General features: G+C 63.8%; 17 protein-coding genes and 2 pseudogenes. 10 read left to right on the top strand and 9 right to left on the bottom strand.

The window, feature by feature from the left end; translation table 11 throughout:
- Nucleotides 1-394: EamA family transporter (locus F753_RS35910; RefSeq protein WP_023445266.1), on the bottom strand; the 394-nt coding region annotated here is incomplete at its 3' end.
- Nucleotides 395-598: 204 nt separating this feature from the next.
- Between F753_RS35910 and F753_RS35905 the strand changes: the two genes are divergently transcribed.
- The 10 genes and pseudogenes from F753_RS35905 to F753_RS35870 all read left to right on the top strand — a co-directional run bounded on the left by F753_RS35905 (nt 599) and on the right by F753_RS35870 (nt 10,750).
- Complete coding sequence (locus F753_RS35905; protein WP_023445265.1) at nt 599-1,366, top strand: SDR family NAD(P)-dependent oxidoreductase; 768 nt, start codon at nt 599-601, stop codon at nt 1,364-1,366.
- Nucleotides 1,363-2,967, top strand: coding sequence for an alpha,alpha-trehalase TreF (gene treF, locus F753_RS35900; RefSeq protein WP_023445264.1), 1,605 nt, complete (start codon nt 1,363-1,365; stop codon nt 2,965-2,967). The genes F753_RS35905 and treF overlap by 4 nt, the downstream gene beginning before the upstream one ends.
- Nucleotides 2,968-3,082: 115 nt before the next feature.
- Nucleotides 3,083-3,838 carry a FadR/GntR family transcriptional regulator gene (locus tag F753_RS35895; protein ID WP_023445263.1) on the top strand — a complete coding sequence of 252 codons (756 nt, stop codon included), beginning with the start codon at nt 3,083-3,085 and terminating at the stop codon, nt 3,836-3,838.
- Between the two features lie 391 nt (nt 3,839-4,229).
- Nucleotides 4,230-4,316: a small membrane protein YohP gene (locus F753_RS50360; RefSeq protein WP_442963444.1), complete on the top strand. Its 87-nt coding sequence runs from the start codon at nt 4,230-4,232 to the stop codon at nt 4,314-4,316.
- Between the two features lie 119 nt (nt 4,317-4,435).
- Nucleotides 4,436-5,617: an efflux RND transporter periplasmic adaptor subunit gene (locus F753_RS35890; protein ID WP_167332065.1), complete on the top strand. Its 1,182-nt coding sequence runs from the start codon at nt 4,436-4,438 to the stop codon at nt 5,615-5,617.
- Nucleotides 5,614-7,350, top strand: a pseudogene (locus F753_RS35885) (efflux RND transporter permease subunit); the annotation flags it as partial. The gene F753_RS35890 and the pseudogene F753_RS35885, both read left to right, overlap by 4 nt.
- A 161-nt stretch (nt 7,351-7,511) precedes the next feature.
- A complete protein-coding gene (locus F753_RS35880) occupies nt 7,512-8,714 on the top strand; it encodes an ISL3 family transposase (protein WP_031297637.1) in 1,203 nt (400 codons plus the stop codon).
- Between the two features lie 42 nt (nt 8,715-8,756).
- Nucleotides 8,757-9,395 carry an efflux RND transporter permease subunit gene (locus tag F753_RS49995; protein WP_245218647.1) on the top strand — a complete coding sequence of 213 codons (639 nt, stop codon included), beginning with the start codon at nt 8,757-8,759 and terminating at the stop codon, nt 9,393-9,395.
- Complete coding sequence (locus F753_RS49990; RefSeq protein ID WP_023445258.1) at nt 9,392-10,099, top strand: efflux RND transporter permease subunit; 708 nt, start codon at nt 9,392-9,394, stop codon at nt 10,097-10,099. The genes F753_RS49995 and F753_RS49990 overlap by 4 nt, the downstream gene beginning before the upstream one ends.
- A gap of 78 nt (nt 10,100-10,177) precedes the next feature.
- The gene (locus F753_RS35870) at nt 10,178-10,750 is read left to right on the top strand and encodes an exopolysaccharide biosynthesis protein (protein WP_023445257.1); all 573 of its coding nucleotides are present in this window, start codon (nt 10,178-10,180) and stop codon (nt 10,748-10,750) included.
- A 77-nt stretch (nt 10,751-10,827) separates the two neighbouring features.
- Here the strand turns inward: F753_RS35870 and F753_RS35865 are convergent, their stop codons facing one another.
- From F753_RS35865 to F753_RS35830, 8 genes and pseudogenes are all read right to left on the bottom strand, one after another.
- A complete protein-coding gene (locus tag F753_RS35865; RefSeq protein ID WP_023445256.1) occupies nt 10,828-11,733 on the bottom strand; it encodes an EamA family transporter in 906 nt (301 codons plus the stop codon).
- 223 nt (nt 11,734-11,956) lie between these two features.
- Complete coding sequence (locus F753_RS35860; protein WP_023445255.1) at nt 11,957-13,237, bottom strand: TRAP transporter large permease; 1,281 nt, start codon at nt 13,235-13,237, stop codon at nt 11,957-11,959.
- Complete coding sequence (locus tag F753_RS35855) at nt 13,237-13,764, bottom strand: TRAP transporter small permease (RefSeq protein ID WP_023445254.1); 528 nt, start codon at nt 13,762-13,764, stop codon at nt 13,237-13,239. The genes F753_RS35860 and F753_RS35855 overlap by 1 nt, the downstream gene beginning before the upstream one ends.
- A gap of 58 nt (nt 13,765-13,822) precedes the next feature.
- A pseudogene (locus F753_RS35850) lies at nt 13,823-14,794 on the bottom strand (TRAP transporter substrate-binding protein).
- Nucleotides 14,795-14,874: 80 nt separating this feature from the next.
- A complete protein-coding gene (locus F753_RS35845; protein WP_023445251.1) occupies nt 14,875-15,765 on the bottom strand; it encodes an SMP-30/gluconolactonase/LRE family protein in 891 nt (296 codons plus the stop codon).
- A gap of 42 nt (nt 15,766-15,807) precedes the next feature.
- Nucleotides 15,808-16,623, bottom strand: a complete 816-nt coding sequence (locus F753_RS35840; protein WP_023445250.1) for an NAD-dependent epimerase/dehydratase family protein — start codon at nt 16,621-16,623, stop codon at nt 15,808-15,810.
- A gap of 383 nt (nt 16,624-17,006) precedes the next feature.
- Nucleotides 17,007-17,315, bottom strand: coding sequence for an AzlD family protein (locus F753_RS35835; protein WP_014818816.1), 309 nt, complete (start codon nt 17,313-17,315; stop codon nt 17,007-17,009).
- On the bottom strand, nt 17,305-18,021 hold the full coding sequence (locus F753_RS35830) for an AzlC family ABC transporter permease (protein WP_014818817.1): 717 nt from the start codon (nt 18,019-18,021) through the stop codon (nt 17,305-17,307). The genes F753_RS35835 and F753_RS35830 overlap by 11 nt, the downstream gene beginning before the upstream one ends.
- Between the last annotated feature and the right edge of the window lie 290 nt (nt 18,022-18,311).

Here is an 18,311-nt window from a genome sequence, read left to right as displayed (position 1 = left end):
CCAGCCACTGCAGCGGGCGCAGCCGCTCGCGCAGCACAATCATGCCGAGCAGCACGTTGACCAGCGGATTGATGTAGTAGCCCAGGCTGGCTTCGACCATCCGGTCGTGGTTCACCGCCCAGACGTAGATCAGCCAGTTGGCGGCGATCAGCACACTGGAGATGCCGAGCACGCCAAGCCGTCGCGGATGTGCCAGCAGTTCGCGCCACCAGCCGGGGTGGCGCCAGACCAGCAACACCAGCGAGCCGAACACCGCCGACCAGATCACCCGCTGGGTGACGATCTCCAGCGCGCCGTACTGCTCGAGTGCCTTGAAGTAGAGCGGAAACATGCCCCAGATGCTGAACGTGGCCAGCCCCAGCAGATAACCCTTGCGCAGATTGGCGGTAGCCATGACGTCCTTCGACGAGCAGCGGATAGCCGGCCATTTTGCGCCTTTGTCCGGAGGAGAGAAAGATTAGGCGGCTAACGTAAAGCCACGGCGCGACCAGCTGCGCCGATCCGGCGGATGAGGGAACGCGCGAAGGCTCGCTCCGTCTCATCTGCATCGCCAATCGAAACGGCGTCGCGTTCAGGCGACGTGCGTACGGAGGTCGCAATGCGCTTGCAGAATCAGGTGGCTCTGGTCACCGGCAGTACTCACGGCATCGGCCTCGGCATCGCCTTGCGCCTGGCCGAGGAGGGGGCCGATGTGGTCATCAACGGCCGCGAGGAAGATGACGAGGCCCGTGCGAGCCTCGAGCAAGTACGCGCCGTGGGGCGGCGGGTCTGCTTCATCGCCGCGGACGTCAGCCAGGTCGAGCAATGCCAGCGGCTGGTGCGCGAGAGCGTCGAGCGCATGGGCCGCCTGGATATCCTGGTGAACAACGCCGGGGTGCAGGCGCACGCCGCATTTCTCGACGCCGAGGAGGGCGACTACGACCGGGTACTCGACGTCAACCTGCGCGGGCCGTTCTTCCTGGCCCAGGCCTTTGCCCGCTATCTGCGCGAGCAGGGCCGTGGCGGGCGGATCATCAACAACAGTTCGGTGCACGAGGAATTGCCGCACCCCAACTTCACCGCCTACTGTGCGAGCAAGGGCGGGCTGAAGATGCTCATGCGCAACATCGCCATCGAACTCGCGCCGCTGGGCATCACGGTGAACAACGTGGCGCCGGGCGCGGTGGAAACGCCGATCAATCGCGAGCTGATGAACCAGCCGGAGAAGCTCGCCAGCCTGCTGCAGAACATCCCCGCCGGACGCCTCGGCAGGCCACGCGATGTGGCCGGGGTCGTCGCCTTTCTGGCTTCTCCGGATGCCGACTACATCACCGGGACTACCCTGGTGGTCGATGGCGGTCTGTTATGGAATTACAGCGAACAATGACCAGTAGCCAGTCGTACCAGCCGTTCAGCCATGACGTCAGCGCCATCTCGCTGGCCGATACCCTAAGCCCCGCCGATCGCTATCAGGAGCTGTTCGTCGCGGTGCAGATGCAGCGCATCTTTCCCGACAGCAAGACCTTCGTCGACTGCGCGCCGCGGCGCCATCCCGAAGTCATCCTCGAGGCTTACCGCGGTCGCTGCAATGAGCCCGGCTTCGATCTCGGCGCCTTCGTCCACGAGCACTTCAGCCTTTACGAGATGCCGGTCAGGGAATTTGTCGCCAACCCCGACGACAGCCTGGCCGAACACATCGACCGGCTCTGGCCGGTGCTCACCCGGCAGCCGCAGGACCATCCCGAGCATTCCTCGCTGCTGCCGCTGCCGCACCCGTACGTGGTGCCAGGCGGGCGCTTCACCGAGCTGTATTACTGGGATTCCTACTTCACCATGCTCGGCCTGGACGAGAGCGGGCACTGCGATCTGCTGCGCTCGATGGCGGACAACTTCGCCTACCTGATCGACACCTACGGCCATGTGCCCAATGGCAACCGCACCTACTACCTCGGCCGTTCGCAGCCGCCGGTGTTCGCCCTGATGACCGAGCTGTTCGAGGAAAACGGCGTGCACCGGGCCAGCGATTACCTGCCGCAGCTGCACAAGGAATATGCCTTCTGGATGGAGGGTGCCGATGCGCTGCGCCCCGGTGAGCGGCACCGGCGCTGCGTCTGCCTGGCCGACGGCGTGGTGCTCAACCGTTACTGGGACGAGCGCGATACGCCGCGCGAGGAGTCCTATCGCGAAGACGTCGAGACCGCCCGCGCCAGTTGCCGGCCGCGGCACGAGGTTTATCGTGACCTGCGCGCCGGTGCCGAATCGGGCTGGGACTTCAGCTCGCGCTGGCTGGACGATGCGCACCGGCTGGCGACCATCCGCACCACCAGCATCCTGCCCATCGACCTCAATGCGTTGCTCTACAAGCTCGAGCGGCAGATCGCCGAGCTGTCGGCGGTGAAGGGCCAGCAGGCCTGTGCCGAGAATTTTGCCCGGCGCGCCGAAATTCGCCTGGCAGCGATCGACAACTACCTGTGGAATCCGCGCGCCGGCGCCTACTTCGACTATGACTGGCGGCGCGGCCGGCAACGCGACAACCTCACCGCCGCGACCCTGGCACCGCTGTTCGTGCGCATGGCCAGTGCCGAGCAGGCGGCAGCGGTCGCGACAACCGTGCGTGCCCGCCTGCTGGCCCCGGGCGGGCTGGCCACCACCGAGATCAGCGGCAGCGGCGAGCAATGGGATCGCCCCAACGGCTGGGCGCCGCTGCAGTGGATCGCCATTCGCGGCCTGCAGCACTACGGCCATGACGCGCTGGCGCTGGATATCGAGGAGCGCTGGCTGACCATCGTCAGCCACCTGTTCGAGCGCGAGAACAAGCTGGTGGAAAAATACGTACTGCGCCCGTGCACCGAGCACGCCGGTGGCGGCGAATATCCTCTGCAGGACGGCTTCGGCTGGACCAACGGCGTCACGCGCAAGCTCATGCAGCAGGACCCCAGCCATCAGGCCAACCGCTGCCGGGCCGGGCACTGTCGCCCGCCGCCCTAGGACATCTGGCGCGATGGTTGCGCGTAATCTCCCTACAAATGCAATGGATCAATAGTTATCGTACAACTGCTGGGCTATGATGACGGCTGCTTCCGCTTCTCAGAGATAGCCGTCCATGGATAACCAGAGCGCCCAGCCACGCGCCCGTCGCAAACACCGCAGCCTCGCTCAGGAGCTGGTCGCCGAACTGTCGCAGCAGATCCGCGACGGCATGTTGAAGCGCGGCGACAAGCTGCCGACCGAGTCCGCCATCATGCAGACGCAGGGTGTGAGTCGCACGGTGGTGCGCGAGGCGATCTCGCGCCTGCAGGCCTCGGGCCTGGTGGAAACGCGGCACGGCATCGGCACCTTCGTGCTGGATACGCCGAGCACCACCGGGCTGCGCATCGACCCGGCGACCATCGGCACCTTGCGCGACCTGCTGGCGATTCTGGAATTGCGCATCAGCCTGGAAGTGGAATCGGCCGGGCTGGCTGCGCAGCGTCGCTCGCCTGAGCAACTGGCCGCGATGCGCGCCTTTCTCGATCAGCTCAACCAGAGCGCGGCGCACTCCAGCGATGCGGTGTCATCGGATTTCCAGTTCCATCTGCAGATCGCCGAAGCCACCGGCAACCGCTACTTCACCGACATCATGAGCCACCTGGGTACCACGCTGATCCCGCGCAGCCGGGTCAATTCCGCGCGACTGGCCCATGACGACCAGCAGCATTACCAGGCGCGCCTGGGCCGCGAGCACGAGCAGATTTACGAGGCCATCGAGCGCCAGGACCCGGAATCCGCGCGGGCGGCCATGCGGCTGCACCTGACCAACAGCCGCGAGCGGCTGCGCCAGGCCCATGAGGAGGCGGAGGCGAGCAAGGTTGGCAGTTAAGCCTCCTGGCTTTGTGCTTTGCTACTGAGTAACCCTCGCTGCGGCCGTCCCTCGGCCGTAGCCAGCATCGGGCAGGATTGTGTCAGGGCTTTGCAGCAGCCCCTCTCGCCCGCTGTCCACTGGCCGACCCGCTGAAGCGCACGTGGCATATGGCGCTATGAGGCTCAGCCAACCTGTGTCTTCGCACTTCCAGACTCGCCTGCGCTCGCGACCAGATCACCCCTGCCGATAGAAGACGTCAAGCGTGCATCGGCCACTCGATACCCTCAATTCTCTGCAGATCTTCGTTGCAGTGAGCGAAGGATAGGCAGTCAAGCGGAACCGATTCAAACGAACGATGACGCCACGCTTGGGTCAGCTGATTTACAACCCAACGTAAGGAGCAAACCACATGCTGAAATTTCTCGGCAGCACCATCGGCATCATCTTCCTCATCGGATTGCTGGTCGTGATTGGCCTGTTCATGCTGGTTTTCTAGCCCGCCAGCCCTTTCCCAAGGCGGCGCTCGCGCCGCGCCTGCCAGTCTGGTGCGGGTGGTGGAGCAGGTGCCTCCGCCGCCCGCGCCTTCGTGTGTGCAAGGTTGTGATGATGGTTTTCATGCGACGCCCCGTCGTGTTGGCCCTGCTGGCCATGGGTCTGGTCGCCTGTAGCGAAGGTGACGATTCGTCGAGCAAGACCGACGACACGCAGAAGGACGCGCCCCCCGAGGTGAGCGTTCACAAGGTGTCCCGAGGCCCGGTCGAGAACATCGCCGAGCTATCAGGTCGTGTGCAGTCCGTACGGGTCGCCGAGATCCGCGCGCGGGTCGATGGCGTCGTGGAGCGGACGCTCTATCAGGAAGGCTCCGACGTTGAAGCGGGCGATCCGCTGTTTCGCATCGATCCGCGGGAGATGCAGGCCCGACTCGATTCGGCCGAGGCGATTCTGCAGCGGGCCGAAGCCACCGCCGCAAATGCCCAGCAGGACCTGGACCGTTACGAGCAGCTCGTCGCCGATCGCGCGATCAGCCGGCAGGACTATGACACGGCACAAGTGCGCACCAGAACCGCTTTGGCCGATGTTGCAGAAGCACGAGCTGCAGTCGCGACAGCCCGCCTGCAGCTCGAATACACCAATGTGAAGACGCCGATCTCTGGACGTGCCGGTCGGGCGAGGGTTACCGAGGGCGCGCTGGTCAGTGCCGCCGATGGCACCCTGCTGACCACGGTCGAGCAATTCGACCCGGTGTTCGTGAATTTCTCGCAGTCCAGCGCTGATCTGCTGGAGATGCGTCATCAGGTGGCGTCTGGAGAGTTGGAGCTGCCCGATGATGAGCTGGTGCCGGTGCAGCTCGTGCTGGAAAACGGCCGTGAGCACAAGCAGGAGGGCTACCTGAACTTCACCTCGATGACCATCGATGAATCCACCGGCACCGTGGCGTTGCGCGCGCAGTTTCCCAACCCTGACCACCAGCTGTTGCCCGGCCAGTTCGTTCGTGCGCGGCTGCACCTCGGCACCTGGCCGAAAGGCATCACCATCCCCCAGCGCGCGGTGAGAATGCATGATCGCGGCGCCACGGTTATGCGCCTGGACGAGGATGACGTGGCCCGGGTTCAGGAGGTGGAGCTGGGCCAGATGAAAGGAGGCGACTGGATCATTCTCGACGGCCTGGAGGTCGGTGACCGAATCATCATCGATGGCTGGCAGCAGGCGCGTGCCGACGAGCCGGTCACGCCTGTGGCGAGTGAGCGCGACTCCTCTTCGGATAACGAGCGTGATTCAGGGCGCCACGGCAGATGAAGGCGACCTTCTTCGTCGACAGGCCGGTTCTGGCGTGGGTGATCGCGCTGGCGTTTCTCATCGCGGGCCTGCTCGCGGTGCGGAGTCTGCCAGTCGAGCAGTACCCATCGATCGCGCCACCAACGCTCACCATCAGCGTCGATTACCCAGGTGCCGATGCTTCGGTACTGGAAACGAATGTCACCCAGGTCATCGAGCAGGAAATGAATGGGGTGGATGGCGTCCTGTACATGGAATCCATCAGTCGCTCCAATGGCAGCGCCTCGGTGAAGATGACGTTCGACTCTGGCGCGGATATCGACACCGCCCAAATGGATGTGCAGAACCGCCTCGGGCGGGTGGAGCAGCGTTTGCCGGATGAGGTCCGGCAGCAGGGTATTCGCGTCTATCAGGCGTCACCGGATACCGTCCTGCTGGTCACGCTCAGCTCCCGCAGCGGCACGATGGATACCCTGGCGCTGGGCAATTTCGCGGCGACTCGGATCGTCGACGAGCTTCGGCGGGTCAAGGGCGTCGGGGATATCGGCGAGTACTACACGCCATATGCGATGCGGGTGTGGATCGACCATGACCGCATGGCGCATCTGGGGTTGTCGGCGAGCGACGTACTCACCGCCGTGCGTGAGCAGAACAGCCAGGCGCCGGGTGGAGCGTTGGCCGAAAGGCCGCTGGCCGGCGACACCGAGATTACCGCGGCGCTGGAAACCCAGGCGCGCTACAGCTCGCCCGAGGAGTTCGAAGCCATTGTCCTGCGAGTGGAGCCGGATGGTGCGTCCGTGCGGCTTGGCGATGTCGCGCGGGTCGAACTGGGGGCGAAGAACTACAACGCCAGCACCGAACTCAACGGTGATGCCGCTGCGAGCATGGCGGTGAAGCTGGCGCCTGGGGCGAATGCGCTGGAGACCGCCGAGGGGATCAAGCAGCGCATGAGCGAACTGGCGCGAGCGTTCCCGGAAGATATCGTCTGGACCATTCCGTACGACTCCACCCCATTCATCGCCGCGTCGATCAAGGAAGTGCTGCTTACCCTTGGGCAGGCCATGGTGCTGGTGGTCCTCGTGATGCTGTTATTTCTCCAGAGCTGGCGCGCCACCGTCATTCCCTCGATCGTCATTCCGATCACGCTGGCCGGAACCTGTCTGGGGCTTTGGCTGGTGGGTTTTTCCATCAACCTGCTCAGTCTGTTTGCCATGGTGCTGGCGATTGGCACGCTGGTGGACGACGCTATTGTCGTGGTCGAGAACACCAAGCGGATCATCGACGAAGAGCAACTGACGCCGTTCGAGGCCACGAAGAAGGCGATGGGGCAGGTCAGCGCGGCGATCATCGGGACGACATTGGTGCTGATCGCGGTGTTCGTGCCCATGGCATTCTTCAGCGGGTCCACCGGAGGTATCTATCGGCAGTTCGCGGTGACCCTGGCCATCGCGGTCGCCATTTCCACCGTCATGGCGTTGGTGCTGACACCGGCGCTTTGCGCCACCTTGCTTCGCCCGAGCAGCGGTGCCGGCGAGCGCGGCAGGATGCCAAGGCCGTTGCGGGTGCTCAATCGGGGACTGGATGGCACCGCGACGGGTTATCACCGTGCCGTCGGCGGAATGCTGCAGCGACCGATCTGGTTTCTGGTGATTTTCGCAGGGCTGGTCGCGCTGGCAGCAACGCTCTTCGTCAGGCTGCCTGGTGCATTTCTGCCGGAGGAAGACCAGGGTTCGCTGATGACGGTCATCCAGTCTCCACCTGGGGCCACGGCCAAGCGCACGGAGGAGGCCGTCAGGCGGGTACAGGCCTATTTTCAGGTTCTTCGCGGAGTCTGGGGGAAGAGCGAGTTGACAGTCAGGGAAGCAGGTAAATTGGCAGTCGCCAAACACACCCTTCACCTGTCCCTGCTGTCGCCGTGCATCCTATTGATCTTGCTGCTTTCTGGCCAGGCTACGACGCCGTTGCCTGTCGCCCATCTACCGATAACACCCTCCTCATTGAGCTTGAACCTCAAGCCGGCTCTCTTCCTAAGTGCGGGCGTTGTGGCCAGTTCAGCCCGTTGATTCACGATCGCCGGATTCGTCTGGTGCGTGATCGTGATCTGTTCGATCAGCGCGTCCTGCTTCAACTACCAGTGCGCCGAGTCGATTGCCTGAGTTGTGGGCGGGTGACCGAGCGGATCGACTGGTTGGAGCCAGCATCTCGGCTGACCCAGCGGTTACGGATATGGCTCGAAAGCTTGCTGCGGCTGCTGCCGATCAGCCACGTCAGCCAGCTCACCGGCCTGCACTGGCACACCCTCAAAACGCTCGATAAACGACGCCTTCAAGCCGAGGTAGGCACCTTCGATTCAACCGGTGTCCGCCGCCTGGTGATGGACGAGTTCGCCCTGCACAAAGGGCATCGCTATGCCACGGTCATCATGGATGCCGAGCGAACGCGGGTGTTGTGGGTCGGCCACGGCAACAGCCGCGAGGCGGTCCGCCCGTTCTTTGAATTGCTCGGCAAGCACTGCCAGCAGATAGAGGCGGTGGCCATGGACATGAACACGGCTTTTGATCTGGAGGTGAAGAAGCATTGCCCGCAAGCCGAAGTGGTGTACGACCTGTTTCACGTCGTCGCGCGCTATGGTCGGGATGTGATCGACCGTATCCGGGTTGACCAGGCCAACCTCCTGCGCGAAGACAAGCCGGCACGAAAGGCGGTCAAGCAAAGCCGCTGGCTGCTGCTGCGCAATCGCAACAACCTGAAGGACGGACAAGCCGTGCAGCTTCAAGAACTACTCGCGGCCAACCAGCCGCTGGCTACGGTCTATGTCCTCAAGGATGCGCTGAAGGATGTCTGGTTCGCCCCCAGCGTACGAGAGGGCTGGCGCCGCTGGCGAACCTGGTTGCGGCACGCCCGGGACAGCGGCCTCGCACCGCTACAGCGCTTCGCTCGCAACCTGCGCAAATACGCCCGAGGCATCCTCGCCAGTGCCAACTTCCACATGCATACCAGCGTCCTTGAGGGCGTCAACAACCGCATCAAGGTGATCAAGCGTATGGCCTATGGTTTTCGGGACTCGGAATACTTCTTCCTGAAAATCAAGGCTGCCTTCCCCGGGAAAGCGCGATGAACCTATTTTCATGACCATCCGCTGGTTGCGAATACCACGCTGGTGTATGGCCACAGTGCGGCGGGGCAGGGCCAGGGGCATGCCACGGCTTATGTACGCATGGTTCCCTGGGATGAGCGTCCCGGCGATGAGGAAACGGCACCGGAACTGGTGCGCCAGGCAACCGATGCCTTCAAGCAGATCAAGGAGGCAAAGGTCTACGCGGTGAACCGATCGTCCATTCCATCGCTGGGCGAAACGGGCGGTTTCAGCTTCAAACTGCAGGACCGCAGCGGGCATGGTTATGAGGCGCTCTATGAGGCGCGCGAGGCGTTGATCAAGGCCGCCGGTAAAAGCGATGCGCTGGAGGATGTACGGCCGTCCGGCGATGACGAGGCACCGCGGCTCAGGGTTCGCATCGATCGAATCAAGGCGCGAGCGCTTGGCCTGTCGATCGAGGAGGTCAACGCTACCCTGACCATGGCCTTCGGCAGCGCCTATGCCAATGACTTCACCCGTGGCGGGCGCGTCCTGCAGGTGCTGCTGCAGGCCGACGCACCGTTCAGGATGCAACCGCAGGATGTGCTGGCGCTGAAGGTACTGGACCAGCAGGGCGAGGCTGTGCCCTTTGGCGCGTTTCCACGGTCGAATGGAGTGCCGGGCCTTCCCAGCTGCAGCGCTACAACGGCTATTCCACCATGAGCATTTCCGGTAGCAGCGCTTCGGGCTACACCACCGGCGAGGCAATGGCGGAGATGGAGCGCCTGGCCGAGGAGCTGCCGGAAGGATTCGATTTCGAGTGGTCGGGCGCCTCCTATGAGGAGCAGCAAGCGTCCGGTCAGCTCTACTGGCTCCTTGGCCTGTCGTTGTTGACCGTGCTGATGGTGCTCGCCGGGTTGTACGAAAGCTGGTCGGTACCCATCGCCGTCCTGCTGGTCGCACCATTCGGGGCCCTCGGGGCTGTGCTGTTTTCCATGCTGCGTGGCCTGGCGGCAGACGTCTATTTCAACGTCGGGCTGGTGGCGATCATCGGCCTTTCGGCGAAGACCGCGATCCTGATCGTCGAATTCGCCATCGAGGAAGAAGCCAAGGGCGAACCGCTGATGACGGCGGTGCTCAACGCGGTACGGATGCGTTTCCGGCCGATCCTCATGACCTCGCTCACCTTTGTTCTCGGCATGCTGCCGCTGGTGCTCTCGACCGGGCCGGGTTCGGCCGCACGTAACGCCGTGGGCACCGGAGTGATGGGCGGCATGCTGCTGTCCACCCTGCTCGGGCTGTTCTATATCCCGCTGTTCTACCTGCTGGTCAGAAGATGGCTGACCAACCGACGGCCGCCTACCCGGCTCGATCGTGAAAAGGCCAAGCGCCGTCCCGCTACGCAGGGTGGCAGCGAGCAACGATGAACGGCGCAGCTTGCGAAGCATCGGCGGCGAATGCCGGTTAGCCATGGCAGCCACTGGTCCCGGCAGGAGGGAGACGAAATGAACCTGGAACAGCTGATCGACAAGATTCGAGCAACCCCGGAGGAGGATGGACGGGTTGCATTGGGCGACATCATGGAAAGCCTGGGTACGCGGTCGTTTGGAAGTTTCCTGGTGCTGGCTGGCCTGATCGTGGTGATGCCACTGATAGGCGATATCCCGGGAGTGCCGACCCTGGTGGGAGTGATCGTTGCCTTGGTGTCGATTCAGCTTCTTATGGGACGCAAGCAGTTCTGGCTGCCGCAGACGATGCTCAAGCGCAGCATTGAGAAAGCTCGGCTGGACCGAGCGCTGCAACGTATGGAGCGCCCGGTGAGCTGGATCGACCGGATGATCAAGCCGCGGCTCTCGGCCTTTGTAGAAGGTAATGCCAGCTACTTCATCGCGGCGTGCAGTCTGTTGGTCGCGGCGATGATGCCGCCCATGGAACTGGTGCCTTTTTCCGCGAATCTCGCCGGCCTCGCCCTGATCACTTTCGGTTTAGCGCTCGTAGCGAGGGATGGGCTTTTCGCCTTCCTGGCATTCGCTTTCACCTTGATTGGGCTTGCGCTAGCCGCTTCCGCGATTCTGTAGCCGCTTTCCAAGGTAGCGGATCAGCTCCGAATGCAGCGTTCCATCATTGCCGAATGACTGGGGGGGCGGCTGCACCATCAATTTTTGCGGTAGGCCAGCAGCACGATACCGCCGACCACGATCAGGCCGCCGAGCACTTGCATGGCCCCGAGTACCTGCCCGAGGATCAGCCAGCCCAGCACCATGCCGGCCACCGGCTCCATGTTCATCACCGGCGCATTGCGCGCGATGTTAAGCCGCGGCATGCAGATGAACAGTGTCGAGAACGCCGCGCCGTAAAGCAGCACCAGGCAGGCGAGGGCGATCCAGCCGGCGGTTGCATTGGGCAGGCCGAGCCCACCCGGAATCAGGTCGCTGGCGCCGAGCAGGGCGGAGGCGGTGAATACCACGATCAGGGTCAGCATGCTGCGCACCGAGCCGGCCATGCTCGACAGCTTGTGCTCGGTGACCCACAGCGCCACCGCAAATACCGCAGCTGCCGTCAGGCTGAAGAGGATGCCCGCGACCCACTGGCCATCCGGCGCTGCGCTGCCGAGCAGGCGCGCCGGTACATCCAGCACCAGTACCAGGCCGAACAGGATCAGCCCCATGATCGCCAGTGCCTGGCGAGTCGGCCGCGGGCCGCCGAGCGCCCAGGTGAGCAGCGCCAGCAGGATTGGCGAGAGGTTCACCACCAGCAGCGCCAGCGCCACCGGAATGCGTGCGACCGCCGAATAGATGCAGAAGCTCTGCACCGCGATCAGCAGGCCGAGCAGGATTTGCCAGCGCCAGGTGGCAGGGCTCAGGCGCAGCGATTCGCGGCGCCAGAACACCAGTGCGGCCAGCGCCAGCAGGGTCACCCCGGCGCGAAAGAGCATGGCCAGTAGCAGGCCGGTGCCGTGATCGAAGGCGATCCGCGCGGCGATGTGGTTGGCCGCGAATGAACAGGCCAGGGTGGCCAGGACCAGTACAGCGATGTGGCGTGGAAACGGCGTGGCTAACATGGCAGGGCGATACGTCCTTAAACGAGGCGCTGCCCACAAGGCGGCTTTGCTTGGGCGAGTATCTCGGCAAACGATGCAGCGAAGCAGGCAGTGTGTGAGATCTTGCGAGCTAGAGCCCTACAAGGCAAAAACAGGCGAGGAAGCGGAGTTTACTTTTGTAAATGAGCATTCCGAGCCTGTTTTTAACGCAGGAGGGCCGACGCGCAGCAGATCGTGAGCTGGATCAGAGCACTACGCTCGGCAGCCACAGCGAAATCATCGGGATATAGGTCACCGCCATCAGCACGGCGAACAGCGCGGCGTAGAACGGCAGCAGCGCTTTCACCGTGTTCTCGATGGTGACCTTGCCGATGGCGGCACCGACGAAGAGTACCGCACCGACCGGCGGGGTAATCAGGCCGATCCCCAGATTGACCAGCATGATCATGCCGAAGTGCACCGGGTCGACGCCAAACGACGTCACCACCGGCAGCAGGATCGGCGTGAGGATCAGGATCAGCGGCGCCATGTCCATCAGCGTGCCCAGCACCAGCAGCATCAGGTTGACGCACATGAGGATCACGTAGCGGTTGTCCGACAGGGTCAGGAACGCGGTGGTGATCTTCGACGGGATCTGCATCAACGTCATGATGTAGCCGAAGCTGGCGGCGAAGGCGATCAGGATCATCACGATGGAAAGCGTGCGCACCGTGCGGTGCAGCATCTTCGGCAGCTCGCGCCACTTGTAGTCGCGATAGATGAACATGGTGACGAAGAAGGCCCAGACCACCGCCACCGCGGCGGACTCGGTGGCGGTGAACACGCCGGAGAGAATGCCGCCGAGGATGATCACCATGGTCATCAGGCCCCACAGCGCCTCGACGCAGATCTTCAGCGCCTGGCGCAGCGGCACCACTTCGCCCTTGGGGTAGTTGCGCTTGCGGGCGAACAGCAGGCAGAGCGCGGCCATGGCGGTGCTGAGCAGCAGGCCCGGGCCGATGCCGGCGACGAACAGCGCGGAGATCGACACGGTGCCGCCGGCGGCCAGCGAGTAGATCACCGAGTTGTGACTGGGTGGAGTCAGAAGCGCCTGCACCGAGCCGGAAATGGTCACCGCGGTGGAGAACTCCCGCGGGTAGCCCTTCTTTTCCATCTCGGGAATCAACACCGAGCCGACCGAGGCGGTGTCCGCCAGGGATGAACCGGAGATGGCGCCGAAGAAGGTCGAGGCGGTGATGTTGACCAGCGACAGGCCGCCGCGGACGAAGCCGACCAGCACCCCGGCGAAGGCGACCAGGCGGCGGGCCATGCCGCCTTCGGCCATAATCGCGCCGGCCAGGACGAAGAACGGAATGGCGAGCAGGGAGAATTTGTTCACGCCGCCGGCGATCTGGATCATCACGGCGTGCAGGGGAATATCGATCCACCAGGCGCCGGCCAGGGTGGCCAGGCCGAGCGAGTAGGCCACCGGAACACGTAGCAGAATGAGGACGATGAAGCTGCCCAACAGGACGACGGCATCCATTACACGGACTCCTTGGACTCTTCGCGGGCTTCGTAATCGACGACCCGCCGCTTGCTCTGGTCGCCGTACAGCAGTTGCTCGATGACGAACAGCAGGGTGATGAAGCCGCCCAGCGGAATCGGCGCGTAGCTGATACCGACGCGCATCCAGGTCAGGGTGCTGAGGTACTGGTTCCATGTGGCCAGGCATAGCTTGTAGCCCCAGATCAGCATGAACAGGCTGATAGCCGCCATGGCCAGGCGTACGAACAGGATGATGAAGGGCTGGGCCATCGGCGGCAGGCGATCACTGAGCACCTGCACGGCCATGTGCGCGCCGGCGCGGTAGCTGGCGGCGGCACCGACGAAGGTGAACAGCACCATCAGCAGGATGGCGATGGGCTCGGGCCAGCCGAGGCCCTGGCCCAGTGCGTAACGGCTGAACACGCCCCACGGAATGATCGTCGCCATGATCACGATCGCCGTGGCCGCGACGATGACGCAGGTGCGATAGATGGCGTCATTGACGCCCAGAACCAGGTTTTTCATGAGAGTCCACCGGTTGCACCGCGACGGCACGGGCCGCCGCGATGCGCTTGCACGAGGATTACTGAACGGCTTCGATGCGCTTGATCAGTTCGGCGTATGGCGCGCCGTACTTCTCGCGGATCGGCGCGGTGGCGTCGAAGAAGGGTTTCTTGTCGATTTCGATGAACTCGACCCCGGCTTCCTTGAGTTTGGCTTCGCTGGCGGCGGACTTCTCGTCCCACAACTTGCGCTCTTCGAACTGCGCTTCCTTGGCGAACTTCTTCACCAGGTCCTGCTGTTCGGCGCTGAGCTTGTTCCAGGTGGTCTTGGAGATCACGATCGGCTCGGGCAGGATCAGATGGCCGGTCAGGCTGTAGTACTTGGCGTTGCGGAAGTGGTTGTGCTCAAGCATGGTCGGCGGGTTGTTCTCGGCACCGTCGATCACGCCGCTCTGCAATGCGCTGAAGATCTCGCCGGTGTCCATGGCGATACCGCTGGCGCCCAGGGCGTTGAAGGTTTCGATGAACATCGGGTTGCCGATCACGCGGATCTTCATACCCTTGAGGTCTTCCAGACTGCGTACCGGCTCCTTGGTGTAGAGGTTGCGCACGCCGCCGTCCATCTAGGCCAGGCCGACCATGTTGAATTCGGAGTTGGTGATCTTGTCGAGGATCTCCTGGCCGATGTCGCCATCGATGACCTTGCGCATGTGTTCATGGTCGCGGAACACGAACGGCATGTTGAACACGTTGACGTCCGGGACCACCGGTCCGAGGGTGCCGAGGCTGACGCGGGTCATCTGTACCGCGCCGAGCTGCACCTGCTCGACCACTTCCTTTTCCGAGCCGAGAACACCGCCGGCGAACATGCGGTAATCCAGTTCGCCCTTGGTGGCTTCGGCGATCTTCTTGCCCATGTTCTCCTGCGCGACCACCGTGGGGTAGCCGGCCGGGTGGATCTCGGCAATCTTCAGCGTCATGGCATGTGCCAGCCCGCTGACGCAGAAGGCGAAGGGTAGGGCGGTAACGAGCAACTTGCGTTTGAGGTTCATGACACTCTCCATCTTGTTTTTGTTGGTGTGCAGCGTTGCGAGAAGCGAGGTTGGGCACGCAGCGGCCCTTCCCTGGTGAGTCAGTTGAAAGCGGGTTCCTCCAGTCCGGCCACGCCGGGATGGAGCGCGAAGACGCCGCCGGCCAGCGGCTGGTCGCTCAGATCGCCGCCGGGGCGGATCGAGGTGACGAACAGGGTCTCCAGCCGCGAGCCGCCGAAGGCGCACATGGTCGGTTTCTTCACCGGCACGGCGAGCGAGCGGTCCAGGCGGCCATCCGGCGTGAAACGGTGGATCAGCCCGGCGTCGTTGCCGCAGATCCAGTAGCAGCCGTCGGCATCCACTGCGGCACCGTCGGGTCGGCCGGGGTGGTCGAGCATGTCGACGAACAGGCGTCGGCCGGTCGGCGTGCCGCTGTTCGTGTCGTAATCGAAGGCCCAGATCTTCTGCACGCTGGGGTGCGAATCGGACAGGTACATGGTTCGCCCGTCCGGGCTGAAGGCCAGGCCGTTGGGCACGATGAAACCGTCGAGCTGCGGCCGCAGCGGCGCATCGTTGGCATCGCGATCCAGCCGGTAGAGCGCGCCGACCGGGTGCCCGGCGGCCATGTCCAGCGCCATGCTGCCGGCCCAGAAACGGCCCTGGCGATCGCAGCGGCCATCGTTCATGCGCATGTCCACCAGCTGGTGCTCGATGGTCGCCAGCGCGCGGCTGTCGAGCCGGCCGTCCGGGCGCGTCTGCAGGGCGAAGAAGCCGCTCTCCATGCCGGCCACCCAGCCGTCGCCGTGGCGCGCGATGCAGGCCAGCATCTGCTCGCCCTGCCAGCGTGAAACCTGGCCGTCGGCAGCGCTCCAGCGCAGCAGCTCGCGGTTGGGGATGTCGACCCAGTACAGCGCCTGTTCGGCGGCGACCCAGACCGGGCTTTCGCCGGTGGCGCAGCGCAGGTCGGCGATGAGTTCAGCTTCACGGGCCATTGCGTTTCTCTTTGTTGTTGTACGCGGGCGAAGGGGGGGCGATCAGTCGAAGGGGCCGGCCGCGACGAAGGCGCCACCCTGGTAGATGCCGGCGGGGTCGTCAGCGCTGTATGGCGGTTGCTGCTCGACCTTGTCGCGGAACACCTCGGAGCTGTCCTGCGCTTGGAAGCCCAGGTGCGCCGCGAGATGGTTGTCCCACCAGACGTCGCGGTTGGCGGACATGCCGTAGACCACGGTATGACCGACCGCTGGGGTGAACAGCGCGCAGCGCATCAGCTCGGTGAGATCGCGGAAACTGAGCCAGGTGCTCATCATCCGGCGGTTGGCCGGCTCGGGAAACGAGGAGCCGATGCGGATGCTGACGGTCTCGATGCCGTAGCGGTCGTAATAGAAATTCGCCATGTCCTCGCCGTAGGACTTGGAAAGGCCGTAGTAGCCATCCGGGCGGCGTGGGGCGTGGGTGTCCAGAGTCTCGGACTGCGGGTAGAAGCCGATCACGTGGTTGGAGCTGGCGAAAACCACGCGCTTGATGCCGTGCAGGCGGGCTGCTTCGTAGATGTGGAAGGTGCCGCGGATATTGGCGTCGAGGATTTCCTCGAACGGCCGCTCGACGGAGACACCGCCGAAGTGGGCGATGGCGTCGACACCTTCGCACAGGGCATGCACGGCGGCCTTGTCGGCGAGGTCGCAGGGCATGACCTCCTCGTGTTCACCGGCTGCTGGAGCCATCGGCGCGATATCGGACAGTCGGATGATGCGGGCGTAGGGCTGCAGCTTTTCGCGTAAGACCTTGCCAAGGCCGCCTGCCGCTCCGGTGAGCAGAAGACGGCCAAGCGTGGGATTGGGGGTGGTAGTCATCGGGGTGCCTGTCATTATTGTTCTTGAAGTCATCTGTTGTCATATGACATGTGTCAAATATCAGCATCTAGCCGCATGAATGTCAACACGCTTAAAGTCGTATTTGATGACATATGTTGCTTTTCAGCGTCACTTCCGTTGTGTTGTCCAAGCTAAAGCGCTGCGACAGAGGGCTCCAGAGGAGCGGCACCCGAGATTGATAAAAGCGGGGCGCTGCCAGCAATATTTTCGATAGTTGTATGATGACTTTTCGAAAGTGGAGTGCGTAACGAGGTTGGTGCGCGGCCAGCACAATGCCGACGCGCTGCTGGTGCACACGGTAATGACTGCTATGGAGGCTGCCAAACTCGGTGTCCTGAGCGGCCGCGATCGGCCGCTGCGGCTCAGAATTGCCTGACCAACGCTGCGGCGAGGATGCCGGCGGCAATCGCCGGCAGCGGCTTCTTCAGCACCAGCATGGTCACTGCCGTGGCTAGCAGCGCCAATCGCGCGCCAGCATCACCCTGCAAGGCCATCGGCGCGACGATCGCCACCAGCACCGAGCCGGACATGGCGGTGATGAACTGGCGGACGCGGTCGCTGATGGGCACGAAGGCCATGACGAACACGCCGCCCCAGCGCGTCGCCAGGGTCACCAGTGCCATGACCAGCACCACGGTCAGCGCGCCTGCGCCCGTCGCATCAAGATTCACGCGCTTTCTCCTTCCACAGCAGCCCGGTCGCGCCACCGGCGAGGGCACCCACCACCACGTGGCTGTTCTCCGGCAGGTAACGGAAGGCGAGCAGCGAGGCGCCGGCGGCAACGCTCCAGATCACTAGCATGCGCAGGTTCTTTTCGCCGCCCACCACCATGGCCAGCAGAAAGCAGCCCATCACCATGTCCAGCCCCAGGCGCTTCGGGTCGCTGACTGCACTGCCGAAATGGATGCCCAGCCAACTGCCGACCACCCAGAACGACCAGAGCGCCAGGCCGCCACCGAGCAGCAGGCCGAAACCCGGGCGGTTGCGGTTGAAGGCCTGCATGGCCATCGCCCAGTTGGCGTCCGAGGCGATCAGCATCACCCCGTAGCGCCTGCCCGGCGGCAGCTGGCGCAACCAGGGATAGAGTGTGGCGCCCATCAGCAGGTGGCGGGCGTTGATGGCAAACACCGTGATCATCAGGGTGAGCAGCGGCACCTGCGTGCCCCACAGCTCCAGCGCGGCGAACTGCGAGGCGCCGGCGAACACCAGCGCGCTCATCGCCAGGATCACCGAATCGTCCAGCCCGGTCTGCACTGCGGCGAGGCCGAAGGCGGCGCCGAACAGGGTGACGAAGATGGAAATCGGCGCGAGCTGGCGAAAACCGGCCCAGACCATGCGCCGGTCGAAATGATGCAGCTCGCTTTCTGCGTCAGTCATGCATGAATCCTCCAGGTGGCAGCGCTGGATCGATGTCATTCAACGTCCAGCCAGCCAGATTAGGGGGTGTTGCCGCGACGGAACAGCGCAGTTGGCGTCGGATCGGGCGGTACAGATTCGCGCGGGCAGTCGATCGCGCGGCAATGAAGGCTTCGGCCTATCGACGCTGTGCCTCGCCAGTCATCACCGATGCTATGGGTGGCTATGTCCGATTCTGATTTTGCAGTGTGATGGGCTGTCGACGGCTAGAAGCTGCCGGTCGCAGCGGAAGGCTTATCTGGCTGGAATGG

It is taken from the genome of Stutzerimonas chloritidismutans AW-1 (assembly GCF_000495915.1).
Lineage (GTDB): Bacteria > Pseudomonadota > Gammaproteobacteria > Pseudomonadales > Pseudomonadaceae > Stutzerimonas > Stutzerimonas chloritidismutans.
This window is presented reverse-complemented; position numbering and strand designations above follow the sequence as displayed.

Excerpts from the sequence above, each read along its gene's own strand:
- F753_RS35895 (WP_023445263.1), top strand. The coding sequence starts at position 3,083 with ATGGATAACCAGAGCGCCCAGCCACGCGCCCGTCGCAAACACCGCAGC.
- treF (WP_023445264.1), top strand. The coding sequence starts at position 1,363 with ATGACCAGTAGCCAGTCGTACCAGCCGTTCAGCCATGACGTCAGCGCC.
- F753_RS49990 (WP_023445258.1), top strand. The coding sequence starts at position 9,392 with ATGAGCATTTCCGGTAGCAGCGCTTCGGGCTACACCACCGGCGAGGCA.
- F753_RS35890 (WP_167332065.1), top strand. The coding sequence starts at position 4,436 with ATGCGACGCCCCGTCGTGTTGGCCCTGCTGGCCATGGGTCTGGTCGCC.
- F753_RS35845 (WP_023445251.1), bottom strand. The coding sequence starts at position 15,765 with ATGGCCCGTGAAGCTGAACTCATCGCCGACCTGCGCTGCGCCACCGGC.
- F753_RS35865 (WP_023445256.1), bottom strand. The coding sequence starts at position 11,733 with ATGTTAGCCACGCCGTTTCCACGCCACATCGCTGTACTGGTCCTGGCC.
- F753_RS35905 (WP_023445265.1), top strand. The coding sequence starts at position 599 with ATGCGCTTGCAGAATCAGGTGGCTCTGGTCACCGGCAGTACTCACGGC.
- F753_RS35870 (WP_023445257.1), top strand. The coding sequence starts at position 10,178 with ATGAACCTGGAACAGCTGATCGACAAGATTCGAGCAACCCCGGAGGAG.
- F753_RS50360 (WP_442963444.1), top strand. The coding sequence starts at position 4,230 with ATGCTGAAATTTCTCGGCAGCACCATCGGCATCATCTTCCTCATCGGA.
- F753_RS35830 (WP_014818817.1), bottom strand. The coding sequence starts at position 18,021 with ATGACTGACGCAGAAAGCGAGCTGCATCATTTCGACCGGCGCATGGTC.
- F753_RS35855 (WP_023445254.1), bottom strand. The coding sequence starts at position 13,764 with ATGAAAAACCTGGTTCTGGGCGTCAATGACGCCATCTATCGCACCTGC.
- F753_RS35860 (WP_023445255.1), bottom strand. The coding sequence starts at position 13,237 with ATGGATGCCGTCGTCCTGTTGGGCAGCTTCATCGTCCTCATTCTGCTA.
- F753_RS35840 (WP_023445250.1), bottom strand. The coding sequence starts at position 16,623 with ATGACTACCACCCCCAATCCCACGCTTGGCCGTCTTCTGCTCACCGGA.